At 69.5% G+C, this 14,884-nt stretch carries 15 protein-coding genes and 3 tRNA genes; 5 read left to right on the top strand and 13 right to left on the bottom strand.

Features of this window, described 5'->3' with window-relative positions:
* Positions 1 to 6: 6 nt before the first annotated feature.
* A complete protein-coding gene (locus tag ACYQ78_RS26105) occupies positions 7 to 1,011 on the bottom strand; it encodes an NAD(P)H-dependent glycerol-3-phosphate dehydrogenase (protein WP_459803545.1) in 1,005 nt (334 codons plus the stop codon).
* Between the two features lie 21 nt (positions 1,012 to 1,032).
* The gene (locus tag ACYQ78_RS26100; protein WP_459803544.1) at positions 1,033 to 1,707 is read right to left on the bottom strand and encodes a lysophospholipid acyltransferase family protein; all 675 of its coding nucleotides are present in this window, start codon (positions 1,705 to 1,707) and stop codon (positions 1,033 to 1,035) included.
* A gap of 84 nt (positions 1,708 to 1,791) precedes the next feature.
* Between ACYQ78_RS26100 and cofC the strand changes: the two genes are divergently transcribed.
* Positions 1,792 to 2,406, top strand: coding sequence for a 2-phospho-L-lactate guanylyltransferase (cofC, locus tag ACYQ78_RS26095; protein WP_459803543.1), 615 nt, complete (start codon positions 1,792 to 1,794; stop codon positions 2,404 to 2,406).
* On the opposite strand, the gene ACYQ78_RS26090 is transcribed toward cofC, so the two are convergent.
* A complete protein-coding gene (locus ACYQ78_RS26090) occupies positions 2,395 to 3,834 on the bottom strand; it encodes an MFS transporter (RefSeq protein WP_459803542.1) in 1,440 nt (479 codons plus the stop codon). The genes cofC and ACYQ78_RS26090 overlap by 12 nt on opposite strands.
* Before the next feature lie 107 nt (positions 3,835 to 3,941).
* Here ACYQ78_RS26090 and ACYQ78_RS26085 point away from each other — a divergent pair, with 107 nt between their 5' ends.
* Positions 3,942 to 4,859, top strand: coding sequence for a TetR/AcrR family transcriptional regulator C-terminal domain-containing protein (locus ACYQ78_RS26085; protein ID WP_459803541.1), 918 nt, complete (start codon positions 3,942 to 3,944; stop codon positions 4,857 to 4,859).
* Positions 4,860 to 4,917: 58 nt separating this feature from the next.
* Here the strand turns inward: ACYQ78_RS26085 and ACYQ78_RS26080 are convergent, their stop codons facing one another.
* From ACYQ78_RS26080 to leuC, 4 genes are read right to left on the bottom strand one after another with little or no spacing between them, the layout of a single operon-like run.
* On the bottom strand, positions 4,918 to 5,217 hold the full coding sequence (locus ACYQ78_RS26080) for an HU family DNA-binding protein (RefSeq protein ID WP_459803540.1): 300 nt from the start codon (positions 5,215 to 5,217) through the stop codon (positions 4,918 to 4,920).
* 60 nt (positions 5,218 to 5,277) lie between these two features.
* A complete protein-coding gene (locus tag ACYQ78_RS26075; RefSeq protein WP_459803539.1) occupies positions 5,278 to 5,520 on the bottom strand; it encodes an SCO5555 family protein in 243 nt (80 codons plus the stop codon).
* Complete coding sequence (gene leuD / locus ACYQ78_RS26070) at positions 5,499 to 6,086, bottom strand: 3-isopropylmalate dehydratase small subunit (protein WP_459803538.1); 588 nt, start codon at positions 6,084 to 6,086, stop codon at positions 5,499 to 5,501. Before leuD ends, ACYQ78_RS26075 begins: the two co-directional genes overlap by 22 nt.
* Positions 6,087 to 6,101: 15 nt before the next feature.
* Complete coding sequence (gene leuC, locus ACYQ78_RS26065; protein WP_459803537.1) at positions 6,102 to 7,490, bottom strand: 3-isopropylmalate dehydratase large subunit; 1,389 nt, start codon at positions 7,488 to 7,490, stop codon at positions 6,102 to 6,104.
* Between the two features lie 119 nt (positions 7,491 to 7,609).
* On the opposite strand from leuC, the gene ACYQ78_RS26060 reads away from it, so the two are divergent.
* Both ACYQ78_RS26060 and ACYQ78_RS26055 read left to right on the top strand, forming a co-directional pair.
* Positions 7,610 to 8,338 (top strand): IclR family transcriptional regulator, encoded by a 729-nt coding sequence (locus ACYQ78_RS26060; protein ID WP_061297062.1) that lies wholly within the window; start codon positions 7,610 to 7,612, stop codon positions 8,336 to 8,338.
* A gap of 41 nt (positions 8,339 to 8,379) precedes the next feature.
* Positions 8,380 to 10,071: a hypothetical protein gene (locus ACYQ78_RS26055; protein WP_459803536.1), complete on the top strand. Its 1,692-nt coding sequence runs from the start codon at positions 8,380 to 8,382 to the stop codon at positions 10,069 to 10,071.
* Here ACYQ78_RS26055 and ACYQ78_RS26050 read toward each other — a convergent pair.
* From ACYQ78_RS26050 to ACYQ78_RS26030, 5 genes are all read right to left on the bottom strand, one after another.
* The gene (locus ACYQ78_RS26050; protein WP_459803535.1) at positions 10,068 to 10,565 is read right to left on the bottom strand and encodes a PaaI family thioesterase; all 498 of its coding nucleotides are present in this window, start codon (positions 10,563 to 10,565) and stop codon (positions 10,068 to 10,070) included. The two genes, ACYQ78_RS26055 and ACYQ78_RS26050, sit on opposite strands and share 4 nt — an antisense overlap.
* 27 nt (positions 10,566 to 10,592) lie before the next feature.
* A complete protein-coding gene (locus tag ACYQ78_RS26045; RefSeq protein ID WP_459803534.1) occupies positions 10,593 to 11,714 on the bottom strand; it encodes a redoxin domain-containing protein in 1,122 nt (373 codons plus the stop codon).
* 74 nt (positions 11,715 to 11,788) lie between these two features.
* Positions 11,789 to 11,861, bottom strand: a tRNA-Glu gene (locus ACYQ78_RS26040).
* Positions 11,862 to 11,890: 29 nt separating this feature from the next.
* Positions 11,891 to 11,963, bottom strand: a tRNA-Glu gene (locus tag ACYQ78_RS26035).
* Between the two features lie 18 nt (positions 11,964 to 11,981).
* Positions 11,982 to 12,053, bottom strand: a tRNA-Gln gene (locus tag ACYQ78_RS26030).
* Positions 12,054 to 12,201: 148 nt separating this feature from the next.
* Between ACYQ78_RS26030 and ACYQ78_RS26025 the strand changes: the two genes are divergently transcribed.
* Entirely contained in the window at positions 12,202 to 14,172 is a 1,971-nt protein-coding gene (locus tag ACYQ78_RS26025) for a M3 family metallopeptidase (RefSeq protein WP_459803533.1), read from the top strand.
* Between the two features lie 179 nt (positions 14,173 to 14,351).
* Here the strand turns inward: ACYQ78_RS26025 and ACYQ78_RS26020 are convergent, their stop codons facing one another.
* On the bottom strand, positions 14,352 to 14,771 hold the full coding sequence (locus ACYQ78_RS26020) for a hypothetical protein (protein ID WP_459803532.1): 420 nt from the start codon (positions 14,769 to 14,771) through the stop codon (positions 14,352 to 14,354).
* Between the last annotated feature and the right edge of the window lie 113 nt (positions 14,772 to 14,884).

The following is a 14,884-nucleotide window of genomic DNA, read 5'->3' as shown; positions in this document are numbered from 1 at the left end:
CAGCTCTCACACGTAGCGCTCTGGTTTCGGGGTGCGGGACATCAGCAGCATCGCGGCCTCACCGGGGGTCATGCCGTCGTGGACGACCCCGACGACCACCTCGGTGATGGGCATCTCCACGTCGTGTTTGCGGGCCAGCTGCAGCACCGACTCACACGACTTGACCCCCTCGGTGGTCTGTTTGGTCACGGAGACGACCTCGTCGAAGGTCATGCCGCGCCCAAGATTCTCACCGAAGGTGCGGTTCCGGGACAATGGGGACGTACATGTCGCTATGAGATCGCCCATTCCGGCCAGGCCGGCGAAGGTGTGCTGATCGGCGCCCAGCACCACGCCCAGCCGGGAGATCTCGGCCAGGCCCCGCGTCATCAGGGTCGCCGCCATGTTGTCGCCCATGCCCATGCCGGCCGACACCCCGACGGCCAGTGCGATCACGTTCTTGACCGCGCCGCCGACCTCGGCGCCGATCACGTCGGTGTTGGTGTAGGTCCGGAACCAGGGCAGGTGGATCGCGTCCTGCAGCCGGGCGGCCACCGTCTCGTCGGAGCACGCCACGACGGTCGAGCCCGGCTGCCGCCTGGCCAACTCGCCCACCAGGTTGGGCCCCGACACCACCGCGATGCGCTCCTGGGGCACCTCGCCGACCTCGGCGATGACCTCGCTCATCCGCTTCGTGGTGGACAGCTCGATGCCCTTCATCAAACTCACCAGGACCGCGCGGGGCGGCAGCCAGGCCCGCCACTTCGCCAGGTTCTCGCGGAGCGTCTGCGAGGGCACCGCCAGCACGACGAACTCGGCGCCGTCCATCGCCTCGGCCGGGTCGGTGGTCGCGCGCAGCCGGTCGGGCAGCCGGAGTCCGGGCAGGTAGTCGGGGTTCTCGTGGCGCTCGTTGATCGCCTCGATGAGATCGGGCCGGCGGCCCCACAGCATGGTCTCCGTGCCCGCCTCGGCGAGGATGAGCGCGAACATCGTGCCCCACGAACCGGAACCGAAAACGGCAGCCTTGGTCATGGAACTCACCGTACGCGCTCGCTAGATGTCAGGCGTCTTCACGCCTCGCAGCTCGGCCAGCAGCGCCGTGACGGCCCGCATGATCTCCGCCGTCGCCTCGGCCGGACGGTCGGCGAAACCGGACAGGTCGACCGGCTCACCGGCGATCACGGTGAAGGTCTTGCGGGGGAACAGCCGGGGTTTCTTCTGTCCGTACGGCAGCAGTTCCTGCGCCCCCCAGTGGGCGACCGGGATCACCGGGGCGCCGGTCGCCAGCGCGAGGCGGGCGGCGCCGGTCTTGCCCGCCATCGGCCAGAAGTCGGGGTCGCGGGTGACGGTGCCCTCGGGGTAGAAGAGGATGCAGCCGCCCTCGGCCAGGCGTTCTTCGGCGTCGGTCAGCGAGTTGCTCGCGTCGGAGCGGCCCCGGTAGACCGGGATGGCCCTCAGCGCGACCAGGACCTTTCCCAATACGGGCACGCCGAACAGGCCCGACTTGGCCAGCACGACCGGCCAGCGCCCGGCGGCCCACAGATAGTGGCCGAGCAGCACCGGGTCGGTCAGCGACAGGTGGTTGGTCACGATGATCACGCCGCCGGTGCGCGGGACCCGGTCGGCCCGGCGCCAGTCGTGCCGCACCAGCAGCCCGGAGAGCGGCTTGACGATCACGACGGCGACCGACTCCCAGAAGCGGGACGGTCGTCCGGGACGGCGGCTCATCTCACACACCTCGTACTGACGACGGTTAGGGCCCCCAGTCTCCCGGTTGGCCCGAGCCGATGTCGAGGCGCGATGCTTGGGGGCATGCACCGATTCGGGTGGACGATCGTCATCCCCGTCAAGACCCTGATCAGGGCCAAGACCCGGCTGGCCGCCGCCGTGGGGCCGCACCGTGAGGATCTCGCGGTGGCGGTGGCCGCCGACACGGTGACGGCCGCCCTCGCGACCCGGGGGGTCGGCCGGGTGATCGTGGTGACCGCCGACCCGAGACCGGCGGCCGTGCTGGCGGAGTTGGGCGCGGAGGTCGTACACGACCCGGATGTGGGTCTGAACGCGGCCCTGCGGGCCGGTGCGGCGCATGCCACCGGCGCGGTCGCGGCCCTGCAGGCCGACCTGCCCGCGCTGCGCTCCCCCGAGCTCGCGCGGGTGCTGACGGCGGCGGCCGAGTTCGACCAGTCGTTCCTGCCCGACGCCGCCGACATCGGGACCGTCCTGTACGCCGTCCGCCCCGGGATCCCCTTCCGCCCGCGCTTCGGCGGGGAGTCGCGGGCCCGGCACCTGACCGGCGGCGCCAAGGAGCTCTGCCTCGACGACGTCGCCTCGGTCCGCCGCGACGTCGACACCATCGACGACCTGAAAGCGGCGGCGGCGCTGGGCCTCGGGCCCCACACCGCCGCCGTGGCCGCGCTAGTGCTCTGAGACGCCGTCCTTCACGTGCTTGGGCAGCAGGAACGACACCGCGAAGGTGAGCAGCAGCATCCCGGCGACCGCCCAGAGCGTGGTCTCCATCGCGGTCTCGAACGTGTCGGGGGTCGGCACGTCGCCCAGGGCGTTGAAGAAGACCGTGCCGAGCAGCGCGACCCCGAACGCGCTGCCGAGCTGCTGGACGGCCGTGAGCGCACCCGACGCCGAACCGCTCTCGTGGTCCTCCACGCCCGACAGCACCAGGCTGAAGAAGGGCGACATGAGCAGGCCCATGCCGATGCCGGTGAGGACCAGCGCGGGGGTGAGCTGCCAGGGCGTGACGCCGACCCCGGCGAGCTGCAGCGTCACCCACACGCCGACGACCCCGAGCGTCATCAGCAGCGTGCCGAACTGGAGGCAGGCGCGGGCGTGCTTGAGCAGCGGCTGCGCCAGCCCGAACCCGATGATCATGCCGATCGACCACGGGACGCCCGCGAGGCCCGCCTTGAGCGGCGAGTAGTGCAGCCCGATCTGGGTGTAGAGGTTGAAGACCAGCATGAAGCCCGACATGCCGGAGAAGAAGACGAGCCCGGTGACGAGGCCGCCGTTGAAGGCCGACTTGCGGAACAGGCTGCCCTCGACGAGCGGGTCCCTGCCGGTGCGGGTGCGCCGGGCCTGGTACCACCCGAACAGCCCGAACACCGCGACCGAGGCGGCCATCATCACGAACGCCCACGCGGGCCAGTCGTGCTCGCGGCCCTGGACCAGCGGGAAGACGATGAGCAGCCCGGCCACCGAGGCCAGCACCACCCCGAGCAGGTCGAGTGAGGGCGGGTTGGGCGACTTCGACTCGGGCAGGAAGCGCAGGCCGCCGACGACGGCCAGCAGGCCGATCGGCAGGTTGATGAGGAAGATCATGCGCCAGCCGGTGCCGAAGTAGTCGGCGTCGACCAGCCATCCGGCCAGGATCGGGCCGCCGACCGAGGCCAGCCCCATGACCGGCCCGAACATGCCGAACGCCTTGCCGGCCTCGGCGGGCGGGAACATCTCGCGCAGCATGCCGAGCCCCTGCGGCAGCATGGCGGCGGAGAACAGGCCCTGGAGGGCGCGGGAGGCGATGAGCATCTCGGGCGACACCGCGAGGCCGCACAGCAGCGAGCTCACGGTGAAGCCGATCGCGCCGATGAGGAACATCCGGCGGCGGCCGAAGACGTCACCAAGTCGGCCGCCGGTCAGCAGGCCGGTGGCCATCGCCAGGGTGTAGGCGGCGCCGAGCCACTGGAGCAGGGTCGCCGACCCGCCCAGCTCGCTCTGTATGTGGGGACCGGCGATGTTCGTGACCATGGAATCGATCAGGTCCATGATCTCGGCGCCGAGGATGACGAACAGGGCGTACCACCGATAGCGGTAGCCCTGGGACGGGGTCACTTCCGTGACGGACATGGTTTTACCCCCGGGAGGAGAACAGTGTTCAATGGGTGCTGAACAGTGTTCTAGCATGAACAGTGTTCAGAACACAAGAACACTGTTCACATGAAAGGCTTGGCGCCATGACCATGCCGACGCCCCCGTGGGAGAAGAACGACCAGGAACCCAGGCGCCCGGCGAAGGTCCCGCTCACGCGCGACCGCATCGTCGACGCCGCCTACGTCGTGCTCGACCGCGAGGGCTACCACCGCATGAGCATGCGCCAGGTCGCCGCCGAGCTGAGTGTGGCCGTCTCGGCGCTCTACGCCCACGTACAGAACAAAGAAGAGCTCTTCAAGCTCATGTACGAACGCATGTTCGTCGGCCGCGACCTGCCCGAGCCCGACCCGGCGAACTGGATGGAGCAGATCAAGGACTTCGCGCGGGTGGGCCGCGACATCCTGCGCGCCCACCGCGACCTGGCCTGGATCTCGATGCAGCACGTGCCGTTCACGCCCGAGCTGATGCCCAACGTCGAGAAGCTGATGGCGATCCTGCGCTCCGGCGGCCTGCCCGACAAGGTCTCGGCCATGGCGGGCGACCTGCTGTCGACCTTCCTCGAGGGCTTCACCCTGGAGGAGAGCTCGTGGGAACAGCGTTTCAACTGCTCGACCCCCGAGGAGTGGAACGAGGTCAGGGAGCAGATGGCGGGCTACTTCAACGACCTGCCGCCCGACCGGTTCCCCAACCTGGCGGCGATGGCGCCCTACATGGTCGACGAGTCCAACGACTACCGCTTCGAGCTCGGCCTCGACATCATCCTCCGGGGCCTGGCGAGCTACATCGACTACCCTGACGGCGTGCAGGCGACGGTGAAGACCTTCGACGACGAGACCCGGTCAGGGTCGGTCTACCTCGACGACGGCACCGAGGTGCCGTTCCCGGCCGCAGCCTTCGACGCCGGGCCGCTGCGGCTGCTCCGGCCGGGCCAGCGGGTCAACATCGTGCTGGCCGACGGGGCGATCTCGTTCATTACGCTCAGCACTTTCCCGGTGCCGTAAAAGGAACGGCGCCCCCGAAACGAAATGTATCGGGTGCGCCGTTTTCCAGGAGGTCCGGCTACTTTTTCCTGGCCTGCTTCTTTCCGCCCGCGTTGACCAGTTCCTTGAAATCGGCCCCCGGACGGAACTTCGGTGCCCAGCTCTCGGCCACCTTGATCGGCTCGCCCGTGGAAGGGTTCCGCGCGGTGCGGGCCGGCTTGTGCGCCATTTCGAAAGCGCCGAAACCGGTGATCGAGACCTTGTCGCCACTGGCGACGGCGTGCTGAATGGCGTCGATGACGGCGTTGATCGCTTCTGCGGCCGTCTTCTTGTCACCGACGCGGTCGGCGATGGCGTCGACGAGTTCCTTCTTGTTCATGTGGTTCCTCCCCCTTACGCGCTTTGAAAGTAGGGGAGGAACGCGCGCGACTCAATCACCTTACGTGAATTCACCGCTACTCGGCGTGTCGAATTCCCCGTCCAGGAAGGCGATCAAGGCGTCCAGCCGGGTGATTGCGTGGGGAATGTCGCGCTTTGCCACATCACAGATCGCGAGCAGCCTCCGGGCGAGGCGTTCGCGCTCCTCCCCGGTCACGGGGAGGTCCCTGACGCGGCGCTGCGTGTCGCGCAGCCGCCGCGCCAGTTCCGCTTCCGGGACGGTCAGGCCGTCTTCGGCAGCCACGGCTGCCGCTCGCTCTCGTAGTCGGCGATGGCGTCGGCGTACCGCAGGGTCAGGCCGATGTCGTCGAGACCCTCCAGCAGGCGCCAGCGGGTGTAGTCGTCGATCTCGAACGACCAGGTCTCGCCGACGGCCCGCACCTGGCGCTCGCGCAGGTCGACGGTGATCTCGGTGGCCGGGTCGGTCTCCACGGCCTTCTGGAGCGTCTCCACGGCCTCCGGGGACAGGACCACCGGGAGCAGGCCCATCTTGGTGGAGTTGTTGCGGAAGATGTCGCCGAAGCGGGCGGCGATGACGGCGCGGAAGCCGTATTGCTGCAGCGCCCAGACGGCGTGCTCACGCGACGAGCCGGTGCCGAAGTCGGGCCCGGAGACCAGGATCGAGGCGCCGTCGTAGGCGGGGTCGTTGAGCACGAACGACGGGTCTTCGCGCCAGGCCGCGAACAGGCCCTTCTCGAAGCCGGTGCGGCTGACCTGCTTGAGCCAGACGGCCGGGATGATCTGGTCGGTGTCGACGTTGCTGCGCCGCAGCGGGACGGCGGTGCCCGTGTGGGTCGTGAAGGCGTCCATCAGGATTCTCCGGAATCAGACGAGGTCGGCGGGGGCGGTCAGCTTGCCGGTGACGGCGGTCGCCGCGGCGACCTGCGGCGACACCAGGTGGGTGCGGCCACCCTTGCCCTGCCGGCCCTCGAAGTTGCGGTTGGACGTGGAGGCGCTGCGCTCCCCCGGCGCGAGGGTGTCGGGGTTCATGCCCAGGCACATCGAGCACCCGGCCTCCCGCCACTCGGCCCCGGCGGCCTTGAACACCTCGTGGAGCCCCTCGGCCTCGGCCTGGAGCTTGACCATCATCGAACCCGGCACGATCAGCGTGCGGGTCTTGACCTGACGGCCCTGGAGGATCTCGGCGGCGGCCCGCAGGTCTTCGAGACGGCCGTTGGTGCACGACCCCACGAACACGGTGTCGACCGCGACGTCGGTCAGCGGCGTGCCGGCGGTCAGCCCCATGTACTCCAGCGCCCGCTCGGCGGCGGAGCGCTCGATCGGGTCGCCGAACGTCTCGGGCGCCGGGACGACCGAGCTCAGCGGCGCGCCCTGCCCCGGGTTCGTGCCCCACGTGACGAACGGGGTGAGCGCCGCGGCGTCGATCTCCACGACCCTGTCGAAGACGGCGTCGTCGTCGGTGCGCAGCGTCTTCCAGTAGTCGAGGGCGGCGTCCCACGCCTCGCCCTCGGGGGCGTGGGGGCGGCCCTTCAGGTAGGTGAAGGTCGTCTCGTCGGGAGCGATCATGCCCGCGCGGGCGCCCGCCTCGATCGACATGTTGCAGACCGTCATGCGGCCTTCCATCGACAGGGCGCGGATGGCCTCGCCCCGGTATTCGACGATGTAGCCCTGGCCGCCGCCGGTGCCGATCTGGGCGATGATCGCCAGGATCAGGTCTTTGGCGGTCACGCCGAAGGGCAGCGCGCCCTTGACCTCGATCGCCATCGTCTTCGGCCGGTAGGCGGGCAGCGTCTGGGTGGCCAGCACGTGTTCGACCTCGGAGGTGCCGATGCCGAACGCGATGCCGCCGAAGGCGCCGTGGGTCGAGGTGTGGCTGTCGCCGCACACGATCGTCATGCCCGGCTGGGTCAGCCCGAACTGCGGGCCGATGATGTGCACCACGCCCTGCCCGGCGTCGCCCATCGGGTGGAGCCGGACGCCGAACTCGGCGGCGTTCTTGCGCAGCGTCTCGACCTGGGCGCGGGACACCGGGTCGGAGATCGGGCCGCGGACCGTCGGCACGTTGTGGTCTTCGGTGGCGATCGTCAGATCGGGGCGGCGGACCGGGCGGCCGGCCATGCGGAGCCCGTCGAACGCCTGCGGGCTGGTCACCTCATGGATGAGATGGAGGTCGATGAAGAGCAGGTCGGGCTCACCTTCGGCGCGCCTGACGACGTGCTGCTCCCATACCTTCTCGGCCAGTGTGCGTCCCATGGTCTCCAACGCCTCCTCATCTCTTATCATGAGATAGAAATATCGGGATATGGACAGCGTATCCTCATACCGCCACTACTGCGGTTGCATCTCGGATAGCGAGACGGCAGTATCGGGGTATGGACAACTCTAGCGGAGTCGGCGTACTCGACAAGGCCGTCCTCGTGCTCAACGCCCTGGAGGCCGGACCGGCGTCGCTCGCCCAGTTGGTCCAGGCCACGGGGCTGGCCCGGCCCACTGCCCACCGCCTGGCGGTGGCCCTCGAACACCACCGGATCGTCACCCGCGACACGCAGGGGCGTTTCATATTGGGGCCGAGGTTGTCCGAGTTGTCCACCGCGGCCGGCGAAGACCGCCTGCTCGCGGTCGCGGGTCCCGTCCTGACCCAGTTGCGCGACCTCACCGGGGAGAGCGCCCAGCTCTACCGCCGTCAGGGCGACGAGCGGGTGTGCGTGGCCGCCGCCGAACGCGCCAGCGGCCTGCGCGACACCGTGCCGGTCGGCTCGGCGCTCCCGATGACCGCGGGATCGGCCGCCCAGATCCTGCTGGCCTGGGAGGAGCCCGACCGCCTCCACCGCGGCCTGCGCGGCGCCAAGTTCACCGCCGCCACCCTCGCCAGCGTGCGGCGGCGCGGCTGGGCCCACAGCGTCGGCGAGCGCGAGCAGGGCGTCGCCTCGGTCTCTGCGCCCATCCGGGGCGCGGGCGGCAAGGTCATCGCGTCGGTCTCGGTCTCGGGCCCCATCGAGCGCCTCACCCGCACCCCCGGCCGTCTCCACGCCGCCCCCGTCGTCAGCGCCGCCGACCGCATCACCGAGGCGATGCGCAGAGCGGGCGCGAACGGTGCCTGAACCGGTTAGATGGCCCGGCCCGTTGGCCCTAGGCTGGCGGGGTGACAGATCGCATTGAGGCAGCCGCGGCTGAACTGCGTCCACTGCTCCAGGAATTCCTTCTCTGGGTGCCGGTCAACGCCCCCGAAAGCGACCCCGACCTCGTCGGCTCGGCCGCCCTGTGGCACCGCCTGAGCCAGCGTTCCGACGTGGGCCACTGGCGCCGCGACGATCTGCGCCCCCTCCTCCTGGAGCGACTGCCCCAGGTGGTCGAAGACCCCGACGCCGCCGCCGACGTGATGGTGCCGTCCCTGCGCGCCTACCTGACGTTCCTCCATGAGACCGGCCGCCTGACGGCCGGCTCCGACCGGCTCGAACTGCTGCTCAACGAGCTCGACGCCCTGGAAGACGACTTCGTCGACCGCATGGAAGACGCCCTCGGCGAGCAGGAGTGGGACGACGAGGAAGAAGGCGACGAAGACGAGGGCCTCGGCGACTTCGAGCCCTTCGCCGACGAACTCGCCGAGCTCCCGACCCTGCGCCTGCGCCCCGACGACGAACTGGCCGCCGAGGCCCGCAAGGTGCCGCTGATCGCGCAGGCCCGCGACCTGTCGGTCTGGATCGGCACCGACCGCAAGGTCGGCACCGAGACGCTGCTGTCCGACGCCGAGGTCGACGAGGCCGTGGCCGCCCTCGGTCTCGAAGGCCCGCAGAAGCTCTGGAACCTCTGGAACCTCGCGATCGACCTCGAGTTCGTCGCCCCCACGGGCGACGACACCGTGGGCATCGACTCCGACACCGCCGCCTGGCCGTTCGACGACGACGAAGACGTCCTCGACGCCTGGATGCTCGGCCTCGGCTCGGTCGACTACGGCGACCCCGAGCTCGACGACGACGAACTGACCCTGGCCCTGTCGGGCCTGACCCGCGAGACGCTGATCCGCGTCCTGCTCAAGGGCGGCCAGAAGCCGCTCGACGAACTGCGCGAAGAGCTGGCCGAGGCCGTCCGCGACTACGACGACCTGGGCGACGCCGCCTGGGAGGCGGCCGGCGACCCGCTGGCCTCCGTGATCGCCTGGCTGACCGGCTACGGCATGGCCGAGGTCGACGGCGAGACGATCAAGCTGACCTCGCTCGGCACCGAGGGCGTCGTCCACCTGGTCGACGAGGCCGACCTCGACATCGACGCCCGTCCGGCGATCGACGCCATGACCGCCCACGACCTGCTGTCGCTGAGCGCCGACATGTCCGAGGAAGAGGCCGACGCCGAGTTCGCCGCCTGGATGCGCCTGCGCGAGCCCGCCCAGGCCGCCGAAGAACTGCTGGGCGCCGCCGTGGAAGACGAGTCCGACGCGCTCGTCCGGGTGCAGGCCGCGTCTCTGGTCGGGCAGCTCGGCGAGGTGGCCGTCCCGGCCTGGCGCAAGGCCCTCGACGAGGAGTCCCTGCGCTCCTACGCCGCGACCCACCTCACCCAGCTCGAGGTCGAAGACGCCCCCGAGCCCACCCAGGCCGACACCCACTGGCTCATTCTCGACATGTGGACGATCTCGGCGGGCCTCGGCCGCACCGAGTTCGTCAGCAGCCTCGAGGACATCGGCCCGTCGACCGACCTGATCAGCCTGCTCGACGTGATCTGGAAGGTCCGCCACCCCCACCTCGACGAGCTCCTTGAGGCGATCGCCGAGGCCCACCCCGACCGCAACGTGGGTAAAGCCGCCAAGCGGGCGCTCTTCAAAGCCCGCTCAGGCGACTAGCGGAGCGGGAAGACGGCGCAGGTCGTGGTGCCGTGGGCGTAGAGCTTGCCGTCGTTCACGCCCACGAGCGACCCTTCCGCGGTCGCGGTGGTCCGGCCGACGTGCAGGGTCTTGGCCTCACAGCGCAGCGGCCCGGTGTGCGCGAACGCGGGCCTGATCATGTTCACGTTGAGCTGCACGGTCGTGTACGCACTGCCCGCCGGCAGCGCCGACATGATCGCGCACCCGAGGGCCGAGTCGAGCAGCGTGGAGAAGTAGCCGCCGTGCACGGTGCCCATCGGGTTGTACTGGTGCTCGCCCGTCTCCCCCTCGAAGACGGCCAGGCCCTTCTCGACCCTGAGCATGGTGAAGCCGAGGGTGCCCGCGATCGGGGGCGGCGGGATCTCCCCGTTGAGCATGGCCTGAAGGAACTCCAGGCCTGACATCGTGGCGATGTCGGCGGGGATGGTCGGGGGGGCCCAGGAGTGCGTCCGGCTCTGCATCGTGGTCGTCATGAGTCTATTTTTCATACTCAGGACCTTCTAAGGCAAGTCGGACCAGTCCGGCAGCGGCCGGTAGATCGCGATCCCGGCGCTCTCCAGTTCGCCTCTGAGCTCGAAATACGCCTCGCCGAAGGGGTCGATCCCGTCGAGCGGCATCAGGCCGCGCCTGATCGCGACGTCGTGAGGCGCCAGTTCGGCCGCGAGCGCCAGGTGGTGCCGCGCCTGGTCCGGGCGCCCTTCCCGGAACGCCCAGGCGGCGATCCTGGCGTGCAGGCGGGCTGTGCGCTCCTCCTCGGTGGCCCGGCGCAGGCTTTGACCCGACGCGGCCGACTCCCCGGTCAGCGCCCAGTGGCGCAGCGCCGCGACGGCCGCCTCGGACGACAGGCCGTTCATCGACCGGAAGGTGTCGGTGGCGGTCATCGTGTCCTGGGGGCGGGCGACCCGGCCGTCCTCGTCGATCCAGACGACGGTCGGGACGTTGATGACGTTGTAGAGCTCGGCCACGACCCCTTCGGCGTCGACGGGCCCGTCGTGCCAGGCGGCGGCGTCGGCGCGATCACGATCGAGCGAGATCGGCACGACCTCCACGGGCAGTTCCTCCCCGAGCGCCCGCCACGCCGGGAGGTCATAACGGCACCCACACCACGAGGCCCAGAAGACCAGCACGACCTTCTTCCCCCGCAACGACGACAGCGTGAACCCGTCGAGCGTGAAGTCGGGCGCGAAGCCCGCATCGGAACCGACGGACCCGCCCACCGCGAGCGACTCGCCGGAGCCGCCGACCGCGATAGGCCGGTCGGACCCACCCACCGCGAGGGACTGGCCGGAGCCACCCGCCGTGGGGGCCTGGTCGGCGCCGGCGACCGTGAAGGACTGGCTGGGCCCACCCGCCGTGAAGGACCGCTCGGGTTCACCTACCGCGATCACCCCGTCGCCCGTGACCACGGGACGGCCGAGGAGTTCGGCGAACTTGGCGACGTCCACCCCCTCTTCCGATTCGGCCGCGGCCGCACGGAACCCCGGGATGCAGGCGTCGCCCCGGCACCACCCGTGGGGCTTGCGCTCCCAGCCCAGCAAGGTCACACCGTGTGGCACCACGGCTCCGGCGATGGTCTCTTCGCGCCCGTCGGCGAGCAGCGTCACTCCGCTTGGATAGCTCATGTATCGATAGTAGCACTATCCAAACTGAGGGCAACAGAAAACGGACTCCCGGAAGGGGAGTCCGTTTCGATGTGTAGCCCCGAGCGGATTCGAACCGCCGCTACCGCCTTGAGAGGGCGGCGTCCTAGGCCGCTAGACGACGGAGCCCTAGAACTTCAGATGAGAGGGAAATCTCGTACTCCCGAGCGGATTCGAACCGCCGCTACCGCCTTGAGAGGGCGGCGTCCTGGGCCACTAGACGACGGGAGCAATGCTGCACTACGTGCGCTGGGGTACCAGGACTCGAACCTAGAACAACTGAACCAGAATCAGCCGTGTTGCCAATTACACCATACCCCATCAGCGAACTTGTTCCCCGGAGGGCCTTGCGCTCGCGACTCCGAAAGAATAGCCCAGCTTCGGGCTCACTACCAAAACGAATGCCGATCGCCGCGCCGATAGCCGGTGTGACAAGCTGAAAGTCCCGATTCGCGAAGGAGCCCGGCCGATGACCAACCCGTTCTTCACGCCCAGCGCCCTCCCCTACCGACTGCCTCCGTTCGCGGAGATCAGGGAGGAGCACTACGTTCCGGCGTTCGAACGGGGCATGGCCGAACACCTCGCCGAAGTCGACGCCATCGCGACCGACGAGTCCCCGGCGACCTTCGCCAACACCGTCGAGGCGCTGGAGCGGGCGGGCGAGACGCTCCAGCGGGTCTCGATCGTCTTCTTCAACCAGGCGGGCAGCGACACCACTCCGGGGATCCAGGAGATCCAGAAGGAGATCACGCCGAGGCTCGCGGCCCACGGTGACTCCATCCACCTCAACGCGGCGCTCTACGCGCGTCTGAAGGCCGTGCAGACCGACGTACCAGAAGAGCAGTGGCTTCTGAAGCGCTACCTCACCGACTTCGTGCGCGCGGGCGCCGAGCTCGACGACGGCCAGCAAGCCCGGCTCCGCGAGATCAACGAGGAACTGTCCGGCCTGGCCACCACCTTCCAGCAGAACCTGCTCAACGACACCAACGAGCGCGCTGTGAAGGTCGACGACGTGGCCGCCCTCGACGGCCTGAGCACCGACGAGATCGCCGGCCTGCGCGACACCGCGACCCAGCGTGACCTCGACGGCTCCTACCTGATCACCCTGGTCCTGCCGACCGGCCAGCCCGCGCTCACGTCGCTGACCGACCGCGCGCTGCGCGAGCGCGTCCACCGCGCCTCCACCGGCCGGGGCGCCGCCAACGCCGAGCTGATCACCCGCATCGCCCGGCTGCGCCGCGAGCGCGCCAACCTGCTCGACTACGGCAACCACGCCGAATACGTCCTGGCCGACCAGACCGCCGGCACCACCGGCGCGGTCACCGAGATGCTCGACAAACTGGTCGCCCCCGCCGTCGCCAACGCCCGCCGCGAGCAGGAGGCCCTGGAGGAGCAGGCCGGTTTCCCCATCGAGGCCTGGGACTGGTCGTTCTACGCCGAGAAGGTGCGCCAGGCCCGCTACGACATCGACAGCGCCGCGATGCGCCCCTACTTCGAGCTCGACCGGGTCCTGGTCGACGGCGTCTTCTATGCCGCCCACCGCCTCTACGGCCTGTCGTTCACCGAGCGCCCCGACCTCATCGGCTACCACCCCGAGGTGCGCGTCTGGGAGGTAGCCAACGAAGACGGCTCCCCGCTGGGCCTGTTCCTGGGCGACTTCCACGCGCGGGCGTCCAAGCGCGGCGGTGCGTGGATGAACAGCCTGGTCCACCAGTCGGGCCTGACGGGCTACCAGCCGGTCGTGGTCAACAACCTCAACATCGTCAAGGGCGAGCCGACCCTGATGACCTTCGACGAGGTCAACACGATGTTCCACGAGTTCGGCCACGCCCTGCACGGCCTGTTCTCCGACGTGCGGTTTCCCCGCTTCTCCGGCACCTCGGTCCCGCGCGACTTCGTCGAGTACCCGTCGCAGGTCAACGAGATGTGGGCGACCCATCCGGAGATCCTGGCCAACTACGCGAAACACCACGAGACCGGCGAGCCGATGCCCCGCGAACTGGTCGACCGCATGCTGGAGGCCCAGAAGTTCAACCAGGGCTACGCGACCGTCGAATACCTGGCCGCGACCCTCCTCGACTGGGCCTGGCACACCGACTACGAGGGCGGCGACGCCGAGACCTTCGAGGTGGCGGCCCTCCGCGACGCCGGAGTCGACCTCCCCGCGGTCCCCCCGCGCTACCGCAGCACCTACTTCGCCCACATCTGGGCGAGTGGTTACGCGGCGGGCTACTACTCGTACATCTGGAGCGAGGTCCTCGACGCCGACACGGTCGACTGGTTCACCGAAAACGGCGGCCTGACCAGGGAGAACGGCGACACCTTCCGCGCCCGCCTGCTCTCCAAGGGCGGCAGCACAGATCCGATGGAGGCCTTCCACGCCTTCCGCGGCCGAGACCCGCGCATCGAACCGCTGTTGGAAAGGCGCGGGCTCCTTTAAAGACTTTCTTTTACGGCTCCCGCCGCCTCTCGGGCCATCCGACCGCCGCGCCATGCCTCTCAGACCACCGCGGTCCAGGCCTCACCTGCTCATATCGAGCCGGGGCAATGTCCCGAAATTTCGGGCGGCGCGAGCCGCCCGAAGCCATAGGCCCCGCAGTGTTCCGGGTGTGCTCCGCTTCAGGAGTAGCGGCCGTAGTACCCGTCTTCGTTGGCGGATGCCGTCTCCACGGTGAAGTCGTCGAAGTAACCGTGTGCCTCGTCCTCTCGGAGTCGGGCCAGGGCGGCGGCGGCCTCTGGCGAGGGGTGGGTGGCCAGGTAGGTCATGGTCGCGTCGAGGCCATGACCTAGCAGGAGGTGGATGTCGATCGAGCAGCCCGCGTCGAAGCTGGCCCGTTTCGCGGTCCAGATGAGCAGTGCGTCGTCGACGGTGCCTCGATTGAACAGCTGGACGCAGCAGAGTCTCATCAGGGCCGTGTCTCCATAGCCCTGGGAGCGGCGCTCGAGCGCGATGTGTTCCCTGAGCAGCGTGCGGATCTCCGCCAGGTCGCCTGCCGTCGGGCGGAGGCCGTAGCGGCGCAGGCTTTCCTCTTCGTCCATCAGCGATCTTCCTGGCGTGGCGGCGGGAGGTGGGAGCGGGTGCTGGGCGCCGGATACGGGGCGGTGCGGGGGCGGTGGTCGGGGCCGGGGTGGGCGGAGCCGTAACCGAAAGC

The sequence above is a fragment of the Herbidospora sp. RD11066 genome (genome assembly GCF_054661255.1).
Note: the sequence above shows the minus strand (reverse complement) of the source record. Positions and strands in the feature narration are given on the sequence as shown.

Coding starts and splice junctions, on each gene's coding strand:
- ACYQ78_RS26105 (WP_459803545.1), bottom strand. CDS start 1,011: ATGACCAAGGCTGCCGTTTTCGGTTCCGGTTCGTGGGGCACGATGTTC.
- ACYQ78_RS26100 (WP_459803544.1), bottom strand. CDS start 1,707: ATGAGCCGCCGTCCCGGACGACCGTCCCGCTTCTGGGAGTCGGTCGCC.
- cofC (WP_459803543.1), top strand. CDS start 1,792: ATGCACCGATTCGGGTGGACGATCGTCATCCCCGTCAAGACCCTGATC.
- ACYQ78_RS26090 (WP_459803542.1), bottom strand. CDS start 3,834: ATGTCCGTCACGGAAGTGACCCCGTCCCAGGGCTACCGCTATCGGTGG.
- ACYQ78_RS26085 (WP_459803541.1), top strand. CDS start 3,942: ATGACCATGCCGACGCCCCCGTGGGAGAAGAACGACCAGGAACCCAGG.
- ACYQ78_RS26080 (WP_459803540.1), bottom strand. CDS start 5,217: ATGAACAAGAAGGAACTCGTCGACGCCATCGCCGACCGCGTCGGTGAC.
- leuD (WP_459803538.1), bottom strand. CDS start 6,086: ATGGACGCCTTCACGACCCACACGGGCACCGCCGTCCCGCTGCGGCGC.
- leuC (WP_459803537.1), bottom strand. CDS start 7,490: ATGGGACGCACACTGGCCGAGAAGGTATGGGAGCAGCACGTCGTCAGG.
- ACYQ78_RS26060 (WP_061297062.1), top strand. CDS start 7,610: ATGGACAACTCTAGCGGAGTCGGCGTACTCGACAAGGCCGTCCTCGTG.
- ACYQ78_RS26050 (WP_459803535.1), bottom strand. CDS start 10,565: ATGACGACCACGATGCAGAGCCGGACGCACTCCTGGGCCCCCCCGACC.
- ACYQ78_RS26045 (WP_459803534.1), bottom strand. CDS start 11,714: ATGAGCTATCCAAGCGGAGTGACGCTGCTCGCCGACGGGCGCGAAGAG.
- ACYQ78_RS26025 (WP_459803533.1), top strand. CDS start 12,202: ATGACCAACCCGTTCTTCACGCCCAGCGCCCTCCCCTACCGACTGCCT.
- ACYQ78_RS26020 (WP_459803532.1), bottom strand. CDS start 14,771: ATGGACGAAGAGGAAAGCCTGCGCCGCTACGGCCTCCGCCCGACGGCA.